This is a genomic window from Legionella sp. 227 (assembly GCF_043161935.1).
GTDB lineage: Bacteria > Pseudomonadota > Gammaproteobacteria > Legionellales > Legionellaceae > Legionella > Legionella sheltonii.
The window spans coordinates 2,602,215-2,618,398 of the sequence record NZ_CP171154.1 but is presented as its reverse complement, the minus strand read 5'-3'; the positions used below and the strand labels follow the sequence as shown (position 1 = coordinate 2,618,398).

Genomic DNA, 16,184 nt, shown 5'->3' with positions numbered 1-16,184 from the left:
ACGACATTATGAATAAAAAACAAAACAACACATCCATCATTCCCCCTATTTTATATGGTACAGCATGGAAAGAAGATGATACAAAACGATTGGTGCTTCAGGCACTCAACTCAGGATTTCGAGGAATTGATACAGCCAATCAGCGCAGACATTATTTTGAAGAAGCCGTTGGTGATGCTATTGAGCAATTTTTAACAATCACTCAAAAAACACGCAGTGATTTATTTCTTCAAACAAAATTTACTTCTGTACATGGTCAAGATCACAGAAAACCTTATGATGAATTTGATTCGTTGACTAACCAGGTCAAGCAATCCTTTGCAAGTTCACTCGAACATTTACGAACAGACTACATTGACTCCTATATACTTCATGGTCCTTCACTATCTCATGGAATAATCGATGCAGATTTGGAAATTTGGCAGGCCATGGAGGAGCTGGTGCATAGCAGCAAGGTGAAGTTTCTTGGTATTTCGAATGTCAATATTGCACAAGTTGAAGAGCTATATAGAAAAATCTCTATAAAGCCATCGTTTATACAAAATAGATGTTTCGCCATAACACAATGGGACCAAGACGTTAGGACATTTAGTCAAAAAAACAAGATTATCTATCAAGGATTTTCTTTGCTCACTGCGAATCAGCCGTATTTATTAACCCCCTACATGCAATCACTTGCTGTAAAATATGATAAAACCATCCCGCAAATTATATTTCGCTTTGCAAACCAAGTCGGGATGTTGCCTTTAACCGGTACTACAAATCAAAAACATATGAATGATGATTTAAACATATATGACTTTGAGCTTTCGCAAGAGGATATTCAATATATAGAAAATATAGGGTTAGAAGTGAACCAATATGACCATTAAAATTGAAACATCAAGGATGTTTTTGCGTTTGATTCAGGATGAGGACTTAGACGTAGTAGCTCAGCTCCATGCAGACCGAGAAGTTAGAAAATTCTTTCCTGATGGAACTCAAGATCGAGAACAGACTAAACAAAGAATAAAACAGATTATGAATCTTTATAGAGATAAAGGATTACCTGGATTTGTTATATTCAACAAGATGACTCATGAATTCATTGGGCGATGTGGATTTGGACCAATTGAAACGGGGGAAATTGAAGTTGGATACCTTATTGTAAGAAAATTTTGGGATATGGGTTATGCATCTGAAGCACTAGAGGCACTTCTTGAATGGAGTAAAATAAATATCAATTCTGATTATATTATTGCTTTTGCACCACTCAACCATAGTGCATCAAATCGAGTAATGGAGAAATGTGGTATGGAATATTATAAAGATGATATTGGTCATGGTGTTGAGTGTAAATTTTATCGCTCCAAAAATAAATAATTTATAAAACAGGTCAATTAGCATGACAAAAATTACAACAGAAGAAGCCGCATTAAAATTAGCTGTACTTATTGATGCTGATAATGCTCGAGCTGTCATTATTGATGGTCTTTTAACTGAGATTGCTAGTTATGGAGATGCGATTGTAAGAAGAATTTATGGCGATTTCACCTTGCCATCTAGCGCACAATGGAAAAAGGTATTGCATAAATACGCTATAAAACCAGTACAACAGTTTGCGTTTACTTCTGGAAAAAATGCAACGGATAGTGCGCTTATTATTGATGCTATGGATCTACTTTATACGCATCGTTTTGGTGGTTTTTGTATCGTATCAAGTGATAGTGATTTTACAAGTCTTGCTAACCGTATTCGTGAAGAAGGGTTGCAAGTTTTTGGATTTGGAGAGGAAAAAACACCAGAGGCATTTCGTAATGCCTGTAATAAATTCATTTTCACTGAAGTACTACGCCCTGTAGCACCACCTGATCACTCAATCAGTCAGTCAAAAAAGAGAAAACAGCCTGTTAAACAAGCGAAAGCGAATGAACCCTCAGCACAAGAATTTCCAAAAGAATTTATTCTAGAGGCATTAAATAACTCATACGATGATACTGGTTGGGCATACATAGGAACATTTGGTGGCTATTTAACTAAGTTAAAACCAGACTTTGATTCCAGGCTTTATGGTTTCAAAAAGCTGAGTGACTTAGTTAAAGGAAAACCAGAGATTTTTGAAACAGAAGAACGTGTCAATCCAGGATCAAACACAAAAGTTTTATATTTACGTGGTAGACAAGAATAACGTGGAAATGATTAATGAATCTATTAGAAAAAATTGCAGCATTAGAAAATGAAGCTGCTGAATTTGGTTTTCAGTGGGAAACGACAGATCAGATTATGGCTCAAATCCAAAGTGAGTGTATTGAAGTCGATGAGCATTTAAAAGCAGGAACTAATAATTACTCATCTGCTTTGCAGGAAGAAATAGGTGACCTATTGCATGCCGTGTTTTCACTGTGTGTATTTTGTAAATTAGATCCCAAAGATACACTGCAACAAACCGTGGAAAAATTTGAGCGTCGGCTCCGCGCTGTCAAAATGATTGCTCATGAAAAGAAACTCCTTAATTTGGAAGGACAACCTTTTGATGAGTTGATGTCTATCTGGAAACAAGCAAAGAGTAGAGTGGGTTAACGCTAAGTGAGTATGACTTTCAAATTGGGTAGCCGAAATGTAGATTCAGCATAAAATCACAAACGCGCAATTGTCCTGCGCTTGATAAAATGTTTTCATGCTCGCATAAATTTCCGTACAAAATTAATGAATAAAATCAACCTATAAAAGAAACAGCACACCTTTCGCAACTGGTTGCATTATGTGTAACCCATTGTATTTATTCAAAATAAATCTATATTTGCAAGAATAGGCTGCGAAACTCTAAATATTTGCTAATTAGCAATCAAAAAAGCAGTATGCAAATGTGCATCACTTTTAAATATTTTGTGAATTTTATCTGATGCAGATCTGCATACTAGCACCCGTAACCAGTTGAAATATATAGCTTAATATGATCTAATTGTAGTTAAGGGTGGCGTGCATGGATGCATCAGCCAAACATCCAACATAATCGCAAAAAGAGGTTATATTATGGCTAGAATTACTGTTACCTTACCTGAAAATCTCCACGAACAAGTGCTTAAAATAGCTGGCAAAGAAAATGATTCTATCTCGTATACTACAACAAGGCTTGTTGAAATTGGGCTAATGGTCATGAACAGCAAGACTGAAAATAAAGATGAAAAAAAAGCCACTGATATTGAAGAGTATTGCCAAAAACTCATTATTCAAATTAATGGCATTGTTAAGGAAATTGCTGTTGATAGATTTAATTTTGATAATGAAAAAATTATTCAAATAACTAAAGATACCTTAAGCAAATTTAATAAATTAAAAGGTATTCAACAGGAATCATTATAGTTTAATCTCGTTAATTCTTGATGTTTTTGGATTTAGAAACAATTGCTCTAACTCTAACTTGCTATGAAAACGATATTTATAAAGTTAAATTGTTATTAGCCGACACAAGATGTAATAACCATTTAAAGAGTACAGGTAATGGCATTACATATAATGTGTGATCCTATTCATGGGATTATGGAAATAGATAAAGATGCCCATGAGGTTATAAAAACCGTAATCGATACATGCTACTTTCAAAGACTACGACATATTAAGCAACTTTCATTTGCGGAATTTGCTTATCCAGGCGCTGTCCATAATCGGTTTAGTCATTGTATAGGAGTCTCTTATTTAGCCAATAAAATATACAATGCATTGGATTTTAGGAAAGAAGATATAAATACAAGGTCAGCACTATTATTAGCTGCTTTAATGCATGATATAGGTCATGGCCCATTCTCACATGTTTTTGAAAGTGTAACGGAGGAAATGGGGCTACATATTTCTCATGAAACATGGTCTTCAAAGTTCATTACTCAAATAATTTCGGAAAACCCTAAATTTTCAAGCCAATTAATATTAGCCAAAAGTATATTTGAGAAAAAAGAAGGCATACTAAGTAAAGTCATAACGTCGCAACTCGATGTAGATCGATTAGATTATTTGTTAAGAGATAGTCATTTTTGCGGCGTATCATATGGTAATTTCGACTTATATTGGTTAATTTCTTGTATAAAAACTGAAAAGAATGAGCTTATTATTTCTGAAAAAGGAGTGAAAGCACTGGAACACTATATTATGGCAAGAAGACTGATGAATCAGAATGTTTACTTCCATAAAATTAAGTGCTCTGCAGAATATTTATTAAAAATTTTCTTTAAAACACTATGCGCTCATTTAGATCAATCAAAAAAAACACCAGTATTGAGAGATTCATTATTTACTAAATTTTTTATCCAAGCGGATAAAATTAAAAAAACGAGTAAATTAAATGAAGAGTTAGAGGAAGAGGATATACCGGAAGATCTATTCAAATTATATGCAAGAATGGCTGATCATGATTTTTGGAGTTTAATGAAAAACCTGACCGACATTCCCAGTAAATATAACAATGAATTTATAGCGTTTATTAAAGAGATTGGAGAAAGATTTTCCACTAGAACCTTACCGAAGGTATATCGAATTAATTCCGAATTTTATGATTTTGCCAGGAAGCTTGTTAATGAGGAAAAACAAAAATTATGCCTATCTGATATAGATAAAGAGAGATTCTGTTTGATAAAACATCCCATTGGTATTTATAAAACAAACAAAGAGGCTATTTTTGTGGAGATAGAAAATACACAATCTTATTGTAACGTATTAGCTCATTCTCAATTACTTAAATTATTTTCAGAGGAAGATATTTGCTACGTTTATTATATGAAATCTAACAATAATACTTTGAATGAAAGCTTAGAGGCTATTACTGAAAAATTACGTAAGCATGGTTGCCTAGATATTTCCTCTGATGGGCAAAAAGAAACCCCATTTATTGGGTCATAATTTATATTTCCTGCTTTAGAAGACAATTCCAAAATGGTTATTTTGAATTAATATACCCCGTGAATTGCCCCTTAGATCTGAAATTCAAATATATTTAATTTAAAAATCAATTGAATATTATTGTATTTCATTTAATTAATATCAATAACAAACATTTTCAATACAAGCATATGATATGCTAGAGTTGCTCCAATTAAAAAAACACTATAGCTCCATTTCTACTTCACGTCGTATTTTTATGGGCAGTGTTTTTTCAGGGGTGAATGAACCAGACTTTGCTATTGATTGCTGGCTTTTGTTATACGCTGCGACCATTTGATTTAAGTCTCTTTTGTTGTCAATGATTGCAGCATGGTCCCTAATGGAAATGATTTCGCTTTCGCTTAACTTCATGGATTTCTTTTGAGCAAAATCGGCAATAGGTTTTGGTAGTTCGATTAGCTTATCAACTTTTAATGTAATGGTTCCTGTATTCTTTTGCATTAGTTGCTTTTGGATTTCTGAAATCCCTTTGTTTAAATGAATATCGTTCCAGTCTGTTTTTGTTTTCCCTTGTAACCTATCGGGAAATACAGCTCTGATACTTAAGTTCTCTTGTTTAAAGGCGTCGATTGTTTTTTCGATGGCTTGTTGTGATTTAGCGAAAACCCCATCATTATCACCTGCAATAACAACTTCCTTTACATTGAATTTCTTGATGATTGGGCTCAAGTTTTTCATATTTGAAACGCCAAAGGAGCATAGTACAGTGGCTTTGCTATCTGCAAGAGCTATAGATGCGGCTGTTTCAAAGCCTTCGGCAATATAAAGATTGGCTCCTTGCATTCCTTTTTGAATAACGCCACAACTGCCTTCTATGATTCCTTTGGATAGCTTTGGATTGTCCATGAATTTATTTTTACTGGCAGTTTGCTTGTCCAAGTAAATTCGTTGAACTCCTGTCAGTTCATTTTTCTCATTTTTTGCTGCAATGATTAATGCTGGAATTTTATTGACTTTATCTTCCAATAATCCGTGCTCATTGCAGTTTTTCCATTGAGAGCCAGTTGGCCAGAAGCGTATATCCATTTTATCAATGGATTCTATACCTCGATGTTGTTTTAGATATTTTTCGGCTAGTGTTCCTTTTGCTGAGATAGAACCATCCCAGATGCTTTTTGCTGAAATTACTTTGTTTTTCTTTTCAAGATCACTTAATTTTTGTACCTCATTTTTACTTGGAGTGGGGACTTTTATGAATTTGGATGGTTCTTCTAATTGATTGATGCCTGCCATGGACGCAGCTTGGGAGAGAGCTTCTTTAAAGGACAGGTTATCTCTTGCCATAATTGCTTGAATCGGCGCGCCTCCTATCCCGTCACTAAAATCATGCCATAAGCCTTTGTCCTTGCCTTTCAAGCTTACAATTAAGCCACCAGAATAGCGTAATTCTCTGGAATTTTGTGTTTTTGGCTCACCCCAGATTGCTTTATAGGTGGTTTCTGGGTCTACCATCAGGGCTTCATTAACAATTCTTGCATCTAAAAATTGCGCAGATTTCTGGATTTTTTGTAAGACCGGATTGTTTGATTGTAATGATTTAGAGGCGATCGTTTCTGGCTTAAAACCGTAGTTGCCTTCTAATTCCTTATTAATTGTTTTTACAGATGACACATTCAATGGATATTCTTGTAACGCTAATTGATACCCATTTCCTTTTTCAATTTGCCTAATGTGATTGAAAAGGGATGACCAGTTTTTTTTCCAGGCTGATATTTCTTTTGCAGAATTAGAGTTTATAACGCAGAGGAACTGCGTTGATAGTGTGTGTACGACTTCATTGAGATCCTTAATTTCACGCAATTTTATTCGATGGTTGCTAGCCTGAGTTAATAGCTTTTCTTTGTTGCCTTTTTCATAGGATAAAATTGAATCAAGGTACTTTGAGCCTTTTAATTGATGAGCCAATGCATCACGTTTTGATGACTGAGTGATTGCCTCTGAAATCAACTTGTTATACTGAACATTGCCATTGGCTTTATTAAGGTGTGCTTGCTGCCAAAGCCTGTTCGCTTGAATGCTGTTTTTTTTGTAAGTCAGGAAGCATTGATAATCTTTTTTCTCAGAGGATGAAAGAGTAGAAAATCGTTCTTGTCTGTCGGTAACACGTAGATATTTACTAAGGGTTTTGGTTTCAAGATTTGCTTCCTTTATGAAAGGATAGTGACCAGCGATATCATTTTTAATCTCATTAATTACTGCAAGACGTGTTTTAAAATTAGACTTATTTGACAAAAATTGCTTGATATTTTCCCGATACTGATGCTTTTCTTTTTGTGTTGTTAGATTTGCTAAATCCAGCTTGAAATAGGAGGCTATTTCAGGCATGGCTTTATTGTGCATCAATTTATGGGCTAACTCATTACGAGCAATGATTAACTCAATAGATTTTGGATTCCCCCACTTCCCTTCACTGTTTTCAGCTTCTTTTAGACTTGTAGTCCAGTTCTCTCTAAGCTCCAACTGTAACGCTTTATAGGCTTTGACATTATCGAACGCCAATCTTCCCTCAGCACTTAATCCATTTCGAAATAGCTTATCGCTGTGCGAGCGCGCGTCTTTATGGATGGATTGCCATAAAGATTCTGGCTTTTGATTCAATTCTTTTGCATGAGTTAAAACAAAAGGATGTGATAATTTGGATTCTCTTCTAATTGAAGACGCAAGTTGTTCTTTCACCTCGCCTTGTGCATTTAAATAAAGCGAAATATTGGTGCGTATTAAATCCATTGTTGCCTGCTTACCAAGTGATTCCAGGCGTAGCTGTGCTTTTTTAAATTCCTTGCCATACTCATGCTGTGGCAATCCAATCCGGTTTAGTTCGCCGATAGAAAAATGCTGCAAATAGGGTTTATAACGCTCCAGATCCCGACTAATTAAAAAAGCTACTGCATTTCGTCTAGCAGCCAGTTGTTGCAAAGCTTGCTTATTCTGATTTGAAATTCCATTATGCAACAATTGAGCATTGATATGTTGTCTTCGTTTAAGAATTTGTTGGTTTAAGGACACGTATTGCCTAACGATAGAAAAATCCTGACGCTCTGATTTGGGTAGTGAATGAAATAACTTCGAGGCTTGAAAACGCAGGGCTTCACGCCGATAGGTACTAACACCAAAACCTAAACGCTCTTTGGCAAGACGATACAGTTTGGGATCATTCACAATGGCAAATGCTAATTTTGTCGCTTTTCGATCTTGCCCTTGTTGTTTGTATTGCACATAAGTTTCTACCGTCTCTTCCAAGACTTTCCAGTCTTGTTCTTTTGATAATTTTTTTTCAATGGCATTTTGTAAAACTATACTGTTTTTGTGCTCTTTAAAACGTGCTTCATGTGCTTTCAAAACATCTGAATCAACCATATCCATTGAGGAGTACTTGTCGCTGTTATTGGTGGTAATGGCTTTAATCAGGTGATCTTTATCGTCCGTGACTACTATCATTTCCCAAATACCCCGGGTTGTTTCCACGTAATAGTTTTGGATAGTTGATGCAAATCGGTTTTGGCTTTCAATAAGGCCAAGTCCTCTCTTTTTATCTTTTCCCTGGGTAGCATAGGTCGTGAGTACATAGCCATGATCAAGATGGCGCAGTTCTTTTGCTCCGTGAGATAAATGTAAGGGTTGATTGTCTTCTGTGGTAATCTCTATTCCCTCTTTGGTAATTTGTTTGATGGTTGCCAATTCAGAATTGCGAATACTGTTGTGTTCAGAATTACGTTTCCATTGGATTTGATCACCAGCCATTAGACTCAACTGTTCCTGTCGATATACTTCGACTGGACGTTCCAGATCTTTGTTTTCTGTTTTAAATTCAGGTAGAGAGGACAATTTGAATATGATGGTTTGACCATTTTCAAGCTTAAGTGGCAGTGTATTCTTTTGCTTGTTTGCGTTAGTGACTAACCCAACCGTTAAATAATCTCCTGCTTTAATGTTATACCGATTGATACTATGATTAAAACGAATGACATCATTTTGACTATAATAAGCTGCGTTTCTGAGCTTAATTCCGGTTAAATTGCGCTCTTTTAATATGGGTTGCAGATGTACCTGTCCGGTTAGTGTTCCTTCGTTGATTAAGGCGCCACGTAAAACCTGCGTTATATCCTGCCGGTTCTTGTGCGTTGGTGCAAAGCATAATGTGTTTTGCCGTTCTTCTGGTGTTAATGACAACCATTTATCTGAAAGATACTCAACTCGTTTTAGATAAGTATCAAGCGTTTCCACATGGGTTAACTTTTCAACGGCATCATAGATTTCACCTCTGCCAGCATGAATAGCTGACTCCCTTAATTCTGTGTCTTTCTGACGTAGATTATCCGTCATAGCAACGGTTTTAACCCCATAATCCTGAATGACAGAGAATAATTTTCCACTGGATGGTGATGGAAGTTGGGCTTTATCGCCAATGATTTTTAACTGTGTATTAAACTGTTCTGCAAGTTTAATAATTTTATGCCCTTGGGGATTAGACAACATGGAAGCTTCATCAACTACAAATATAGTTTTACTCAAGTCCTGTTTCTGATTTTGTAATTGGCCTAACTCCCTTGCAAAGGTTGTGGCATTTAACCCACCTTTATTACGCAGTTCATTGGCGGCTGATGAACCTGCTGTAATACCGCGTATTTCATACCCATGAAGGAATGCCAGTTCTCTGGTTAAACGCAGCATGGTGGTTTTGCCAGTTCCAGCATAGCCTTGAATAGCAATAAATCGGTCTGTTGATGTTAAAAAGTGTGACATTGCTTTTTTCTGTGAAGAAGATAAAGAAAACTGCATGTCCCGTTCTTTGTCTTTTATAAAATCTCGAACTATTTGTTTGGAACAAATAGCATCAACTGCCCCTTTACCATTTTCTATGCGTTGAATTGCTTCACTCTCCATGGTCAGTTGCCAAGGAGTTGTCAGCAATGCTTTTTGAGTATAGGGATGCTTGGCTTCATATAGGTTTTGATTTTTAATATTCTCAACAATTACTTTATCAATGTATTTTTCATCAACTATGCTGTTACAGGCTATAACATGCTTAAGTGCTTCTTTTTTTAGCTCTTTTTGCTCAAATACTGCCTGTTGTTGACTGACGGATTCAATGGCAACATATACAGCTTCCCTGGCATGATTCATTTCGATGTTTTCTTTGCCATAAAATCGCTCCACGATTGCTTCTTTTACAGTTTGAAACACATTTTTCTGCTGTCTATAGGTTGCTTCTACCAATTGGTGAGGATCAAAATTCAATTCATGACATTCTCTGATGATGTCTTCTTTCCAATGCTCATGATCAATAATTTCTTTATCCGGCTTTGTTTTTTGAGCCGCCAAGGATGAAGCTTTTGCACCAGTCCATCCCTTTTCATCGAGCATTGAATCTATCGCCTCACGCCGTTTTGAAAAATGGGTTAAAACTTGGTCAGGCACGCCTTGAATTTCCCATAAACCATCGCCATCGGAAACCACTGTATAGCCTAACTCCTTGGTTAAATTTGCTAATTTATTGCGAAATTTAAGCCCCCCATAAATGTGGTGCTTCATGATTTGCTCAACCACACCCCTATTAGCATCCATATCACTGGCCAGTGAGCGCCATTTTCCATCTGGGCACATTGTCATATTTAAACCAACCAAATGCCCATGCGAATTAGGATCATTAGCACGAGAACTTGGTTGGCGAAACGCTGCAATTACGAAATTATGAGTATCAATGTACTCAACTTTGCCATCAACTAATTGGCGTGCTTGGGCAAATTCTTTCTCCATTTGATCAACAAACCATTCAAGGGCCTTATCAAACACTTCACCAAGCCTTGGATCAGCGCCGCTTTCAAGCAAAATTGAAAATGATTTAGGCGCAGTAATTGTCATATCAAAACCTGGGCGATGATGAATTCCGTCCTTATCAGTTCGACCAAGTTGGGTTCCATCAGGCAAGCTTCCTTTGAGAAGAGCCATCATTTGATCTTTTTCTACTGTTTGTCCGTGAATACCAAGTACTTTGGCCCCGTCTCCTAACCAACGCACGCTTTTGGAGTCGTTAGCATAATAATTAACAACATCAAGATAATAAGATGCAGCTCCTTCGGCACTTTTTAGTGGCTGAATACTTAACATATTTCCCCCGCTACTTTGATCAATCTGGTTTTATAGAAACTCAACACTCTCTTTTTCTTTTGTTTCAAGTTTTACCGATTCTTTCTTTGGTGCCATTACTGACTCTAAGGCCTCATCATGAGACGCAGCCAGGAGTGGATCGCTGTAGGTGTCCACTAATTTTTCTATTTTTTGACGGAGTGGATCAGGGTCAATCTCGCGCGCGATAAACTCCTCATGAATAAGCGGATAATCAACATAATCAAGCTTAATCTTTGCAGCAGGGAACTCCCCCTTGACGCGCAAATACCCTTGTAAGTCATTGACCACCTGAATTTGAGTTGGTAACACCAATTGCTTTTCCTTAATCTGTCGCGATACAGAAATCCCATCGCGCATAGTGTTCGCTCCATAACTGATAGATTCATTTACTTCTTCAACCTCATAAGTACCAATATTACGAGATGCATGCTCTGCATCAGTGTGTTCAGGTAAGCGCAAAAATAATCGGGTCGAACACAGGTTTGAAAGAGATGCAGCACCATCGTTGCCATAGATAGTACGCAATTGGGATGCGCCATGATGACCTAATAGGAAGCAGCCACCAAATTTACGACTTTCTGATTTAACGGCGCTCAAAAAAGGTAAAGCATGCAAAGTAGCCAACTCATCCAAAATAAACCAAACTCTTCGGTTATCATTGGGTGTTAAACTTAAGAGCTCCTTGGTCGCGGTATTAATCCAGGCTGAGATTAAAGGCCTAATTGTTGGATGTTTACGTCCATCAGAACTGACAAACAAGCATGAGTTGCTCTGATCATTCAAAATCCAGTCACGAATCGAAAATATGTCGCCATCATCCTTCAAATACAGCAAAGATTTTAAATAAGTGGCCATTACAGTTTTTACGTTTAACGCAGTTTTTTGTACTTTATCTGAAACCAGTGATTCTGATTCAGTATGACGCAATAAATGATGAATACGACCTAAATCTGCCGTGAGCAAATATTGCAATAACATAAGGTTGGAGCGATTCGGATCATTTTTTAGTTCATTGGCTGTAGATACAAAAATCATTCGAGCGGCTTTAATCCAGAAAGGATCCATGGTGTTATTAATAGGCATTGGCATGATTGCCTCAGCCAGAGCCTCAAGGTCAGCCTTATCTTCGCACTCTGCCCAAACATTCCAGGAATGGCCTCTGATATCCAGAGGATTTAAAATCACATCCTGATTCTCGCGATAAAAACGGGATAAATAAGTCCCTCCCTTATCATAAATAATGGCACGTTCACCCCTATCTCGAATCGTTGTTAATAGATTACGAATAGCAACAGTTTTTCCAGAGCCTGTTGTACCAACTATTTGTATATGCTGAGTTTCAGAACCTAAAGGAAGTGACACCCGCCCAATCTTATACGGAGAAATTCTTGTTGTTTTTTTAATACGTTTTTGTAAGGTTTCTTCATCAACTAGCTCACCACCACGAATGATTTTGGATTTACTTTGATTTTCTCCTCTTTTTTGTAGCCATTTAACCATAATAATCAACATCCCCATGGAGGCAAGTAATGACTCCATCAGACTGTAAAATAGTGATCGCTTTAGTTGATCTATAAATGTAATGATCATAGGGGCTTTTACAATTTGTGCCGAATACACCGGATAAGATTCACCTGTTGGCATACGTACTATTTGTTTCGCTTTGCTTTGTATTAGGACCATTGCTTGGGCTTTAACCCACACTTGACCTATATAACGCTGATAAGTACTGGTATTAAAATAAAAAGTTATCACTGTGAAAACCAAAAAAACTATGATCATAGCAAGGCTTACTTTCTTACCTACTTGCGTGAACATGCGTACATTGTGTAAAAAGATTTGACCGCCGCGAATAAACAATTTTGTGGGATTTATAGCCATAATTGACTCCGAATCAGTATAAAAAGAGTGAAAATCACGCTAGAATAATAAAAAAGGAGGAAATTCCATGGAGAAGAACCATAAAGGGCAAGTGATAATTCGCTCAATCGATGAGCTACCCACTGCTCAACAAAAACAAATTCGGTTGGCCTCCCTGGGAATAGGCTCTCTTGTTCTTTTAATTGAAGTTTTAGCCTTCCTTGCTTTTGGAGCGTTTCCAAGTAATAGCGGCTCGCTATTTTTCTACTGCGCTGATTGGTTCTTGTTTGGGGCTGTGCCCTTAGCTTCGTATGGTCTTGGTTCTTCTTTTGGCTTTGTTTTAATGCTCTCTGACTTAGGCTACGCATTATCTTTGGGACATGGCGGATCTGATTTTTCGTCATTAAACCAGCCGTTTTCATCAAATGAATCACCCAGTTACCATCGTTCAAATAATTACAGCTCCCACGTGAGCATAAATCCAAGCTCAGGCCGTCCGATGTCGGGCAGCAGTGGTATGGATATCTCAGGAAATCCCTATGGTACGCGCTCCTGGTAGCCATCATTTTACGTCCTTGTTAGATCGAGCAACGATTACATCCTGCATCAGTTGGGAGCCATCTTGAACAATACCGCCTAAATTCTTAGAGATTTCTTTATTGGAGCGAACAAAATCTTTGTCAACTGCTGTAACTGATTCTTTGCTAACGTTACCTACATTGATGTTCTGGGTTCTCTTATTCAAAGTATTGGAATAATCATTAAGCGCATGATCTACGCCCTCATTACCTCTAATATGATTTTTAAAAGCATTATTTTTTTGTTGCACCTGATGTTCATTAATAGGATGATTTTTTTGAAATTGGTTAATCGTTTGCTCTGTTTTTTCAGCAACAAATTGTCGCGCATAAGACTGCGCTAATTCAGGATCATGACGAATCAGCCATTCTGCTTGCTGTAACCCAATAGTGCCCTGACTATTAGGAGCACGATGATGTGATAACCAATCAATAAAACCTGTTTGCGCATCAAGATTAATCGACGCTGTTTGCTCACTGGATGTAGTTGCTTGTCGGTGATAACTCTCTGATTCAGAAAAACTTGCCATAGCCTCATCACGATAATGCATGGATTTATCATAGCCTGCTGAAAAATTATTAGCCAAGCGTCCACTAAAATCATCGGATGCACGAAAATGCTCATCTTTAGTAGCTTGTCGTGCCTCATTAACTACAGCAGTAAAATGATGTTCATCACTAAAACGGCGTGCTTCATTCATCAAGCGTGCATCTTGATGGGAGTTTGATTTATCCCATTCGCGGCGTAAATTTCCTCCCAACTCAACATTTCCTTTTAACCCAGGAACAGCAGAGCCAGTCCCTAAACCACCTGAACCACCAAAATTAATACTGGCGGCACTTAATACTTTTGTGGCCTCATCCCGAGAAATATTATGATCGTGAGCAAAGGTATCAATAAGATTAGAAATCTTTGATGCCGCTTGATTAAAACCTGCTGAAGTAGATATTTGATATCCTTGTCCACTTTGTTCGTTATGTGATTGTGTTTCACCTAATTCTGCTAAGCTTCGAAGCGATGCAGCATATTGCTGTGATGAAGCAATTGATTTATTAAATCCAGCACTCTTGGCACTGTCTGATAATTCAGTAAACGCAGAGCGCGTGCTTTCGCCTAGTTGAATATTAAGTGGGGTATGTGAAGTCGCAGTTGCCATGGTCAATGTTTCACTGCCATCCCTTGATAGCCTTGCAATCGAGCCGCTATCAAGACTGGTTTCTATGCCACCTAACGATACTCTTGCATTTTGATCATTATGAAAAGAACTGGAGTTAAACCCATGGTGGTTGGCAAAACTGGTGTTGCCATAGCTGTAATTACCCATTTGTGCTTCTTCAGCTGCGGAGGATGCGGCATTTTGAACAACGCCTGACGGTTGTTGTGCGACCGACACAAAACTTCCCACCTGGCGACTGATTAACATATAACTCAAGGTAGTAGTCGCCAAGACTAAATATCCGCCTAAAGCAGCCATGTTTTCATAGACTTGATTCATACCTGTTTGATACGCCAGGGTAGTTACTCCTGTTGAGACAAAAGATAATGAAAACTGTGCCAAAATAGTCATAATATAGTTAATCACTGTAAACATCGGTGTCCACAAGGCAAGCCAAACATAAAGTGTTGCGTAAAATTGGAAAAATGTAATGCCGCAGGGAAAAGGGAAAAAGAACAAAACGAAAATAAAACATCCTATGACGATGCAAAACAAAAGACTCTGCAACATAGGCAACCAATAAGCGGACATCAATCCAATATTACTTAATGCCGCGGGAATTTTGTCTTGCGAACGACTTGCTGAAAAACTATCAATGGCCGCTTTGGAGTTTACGCGAGCGCCCATAGAAAACACGCCGTCTCGAATAGCATTGGCCATCATATTTTGCCGGATCAGTGCTGCTGCATCACTGGACATAGCCGTTAAATGATTGTAAGCCTGTGGCAGATACTTTTCAAAATTGGCCAAGGCATCTGAATGATTACCAAAAGCAAAGCCTGCGTACTTGGATTTAGCGTCTTCAATGACGCTATTCCACGCAGCATCCAATAAGGCAGCTGCTTCCACACAGGATCTAAACTGTCCATCGTAAATAAATCCACGCGCAACCGAAGCATTCGATTTAACCAATTCCCAAATATCTCTTGCCTGGTTAATGTCTTTTAAACTATATCGACCGTACATCACATCATAAAAGACACATTGCTGCATGAATTTTTGCATGTTTGCATTAAACACTGGATCGGTAATTTTAATATTGCTCGCTGATAAAAAGAGCTTCGCACCCATGATCATGCCTGTTTGACTGTAATCCATGTCGTTAGGTGAATGAAAGAAGAATTCAAAAAGCTGCGTTATTTTATCGCTTAACTGGCTGCTCAAGCCCCCAACAACACCCAGAACCAAGGGAACATTATCAACAGTTAAATCTGGGCGTAGTGGGTCAGTTCTGTCGTGGATTTGTAGATTACAGGTAGGTGTTAGGATAAAAGAAATGACAAAAGCATATTTTAAAATAAAGAAAAACATGTTGCGCACGTCACGCTTTACAATAAATTGGCCAACTGTCCAAATCCCACCAATAATGAGTGCAGTTCTAAAAATTCCCAATATTCCATCGTAATGAAACATAGCCGCAGTAGCGTTATAAAATGCTTTAATCAACTCACCGCCAGTAATTGTATAAATTTGCATCGTAACTGCCATT

The 16,184-nt window shown here is 37.5% G+C and carries 10 protein-coding genes; 7 read left to right on the top strand and 3 right to left on the bottom strand.

Translation table 11 applies throughout. The features are described from left to right. The first annotated feature begins 8 nt into the window (after positions 1-8). The 6 genes from ACF8MK_RS11300 to ACF8MK_RS11275 all read left to right on the top strand — a co-directional run bounded on the left by ACF8MK_RS11300 (position 9) and on the right by ACF8MK_RS11275 (position 4,869). Positions 9-872, top strand: coding sequence for an aldo/keto reductase family protein (locus tag ACF8MK_RS11300; protein ID WP_392536753.1), 864 nt, complete (start codon positions 9-11; stop codon positions 870-872). Continuing rightward, the gene (locus tag ACF8MK_RS11295; protein ID WP_392536752.1) at positions 862-1,362 is read left to right on the top strand and encodes a GNAT family N-acetyltransferase; all 501 of its coding nucleotides are present in this window, start codon (positions 862-864) and stop codon (positions 1,360-1,362) included. The genes ACF8MK_RS11300 and ACF8MK_RS11295 overlap by 11 nt, the downstream gene beginning before the upstream one ends. Before the next feature lie 22 nt (positions 1,363-1,384). Next, entirely contained in the window at positions 1,385-2,167 is a 783-nt protein-coding gene (locus ACF8MK_RS11290) for an NYN domain-containing protein (protein WP_392536751.1), read from the top strand. A 14-nt stretch (positions 2,168-2,181) separates the two neighbouring features. Further along, positions 2,182-2,559 carry a MazG nucleotide pyrophosphohydrolase domain-containing protein gene (locus ACF8MK_RS11285; RefSeq protein WP_392536750.1) on the top strand — a complete coding sequence of 126 codons (378 nt, stop codon included), beginning with the start codon at positions 2,182-2,184 and terminating at the stop codon, positions 2,557-2,559. Positions 2,560-3,012: 453 nt separating this feature from the next. Then, entirely contained in the window at positions 3,013-3,342 is a 330-nt protein-coding gene (locus ACF8MK_RS11280; protein ID WP_392536749.1) for a hypothetical protein, read from the top strand. Positions 3,343-3,480: 138 nt separating this feature from the next. Next, on the top strand, positions 3,481-4,869 hold the full coding sequence (locus tag ACF8MK_RS11275) for an HD domain-containing protein (RefSeq protein ID WP_392536748.1): 1,389 nt from the start codon (positions 3,481-3,483) through the stop codon (positions 4,867-4,869). Positions 4,870-5,073: 204 nt separating this feature from the next. Here the strand turns inward: ACF8MK_RS11275 and traI are convergent, their stop codons facing one another. Both traI and traD read right to left on the bottom strand, forming a co-directional pair. Then, a complete protein-coding gene (gene traI / locus ACF8MK_RS11270) occupies positions 5,074-11,019 on the bottom strand; it encodes a conjugative transfer relaxase/helicase TraI (protein ID WP_392536747.1) in 5,946 nt (1,981 codons plus the stop codon). 30 nt (positions 11,020-11,049) lie between these two features. Further along, positions 11,050-12,921 carry a type IV conjugative transfer system coupling protein TraD gene (gene traD, locus ACF8MK_RS11265; protein WP_392536746.1) on the bottom strand — a complete coding sequence of 624 codons (1,872 nt, stop codon included), beginning with the start codon at positions 12,919-12,921 and terminating at the stop codon, positions 11,050-11,052. A gap of 67 nt (positions 12,922-12,988) precedes the next feature. Here traD and ACF8MK_RS11260 point away from each other — a divergent pair, with 67 nt between their 5' ends. Continuing rightward, positions 12,989-13,459, top strand: coding sequence for a hypothetical protein (locus tag ACF8MK_RS11260; protein ID WP_392536745.1), 471 nt, complete (start codon positions 12,989-12,991; stop codon positions 13,457-13,459). A 3-nt stretch (positions 13,460-13,462) separates the two neighbouring features. Here ACF8MK_RS11260 and ACF8MK_RS11255 read toward each other — a convergent pair whose 3' ends face one another. Next, the gene (locus ACF8MK_RS11255) at positions 13,463-16,183 is read right to left on the bottom strand and encodes a conjugal transfer protein TraG N-terminal domain-containing protein (protein ID WP_392536744.1); all 2,721 of its coding nucleotides are present in this window, start codon (positions 16,181-16,183) and stop codon (positions 13,463-13,465) included. Position 16,184 lies beyond the last annotated feature (1 nt).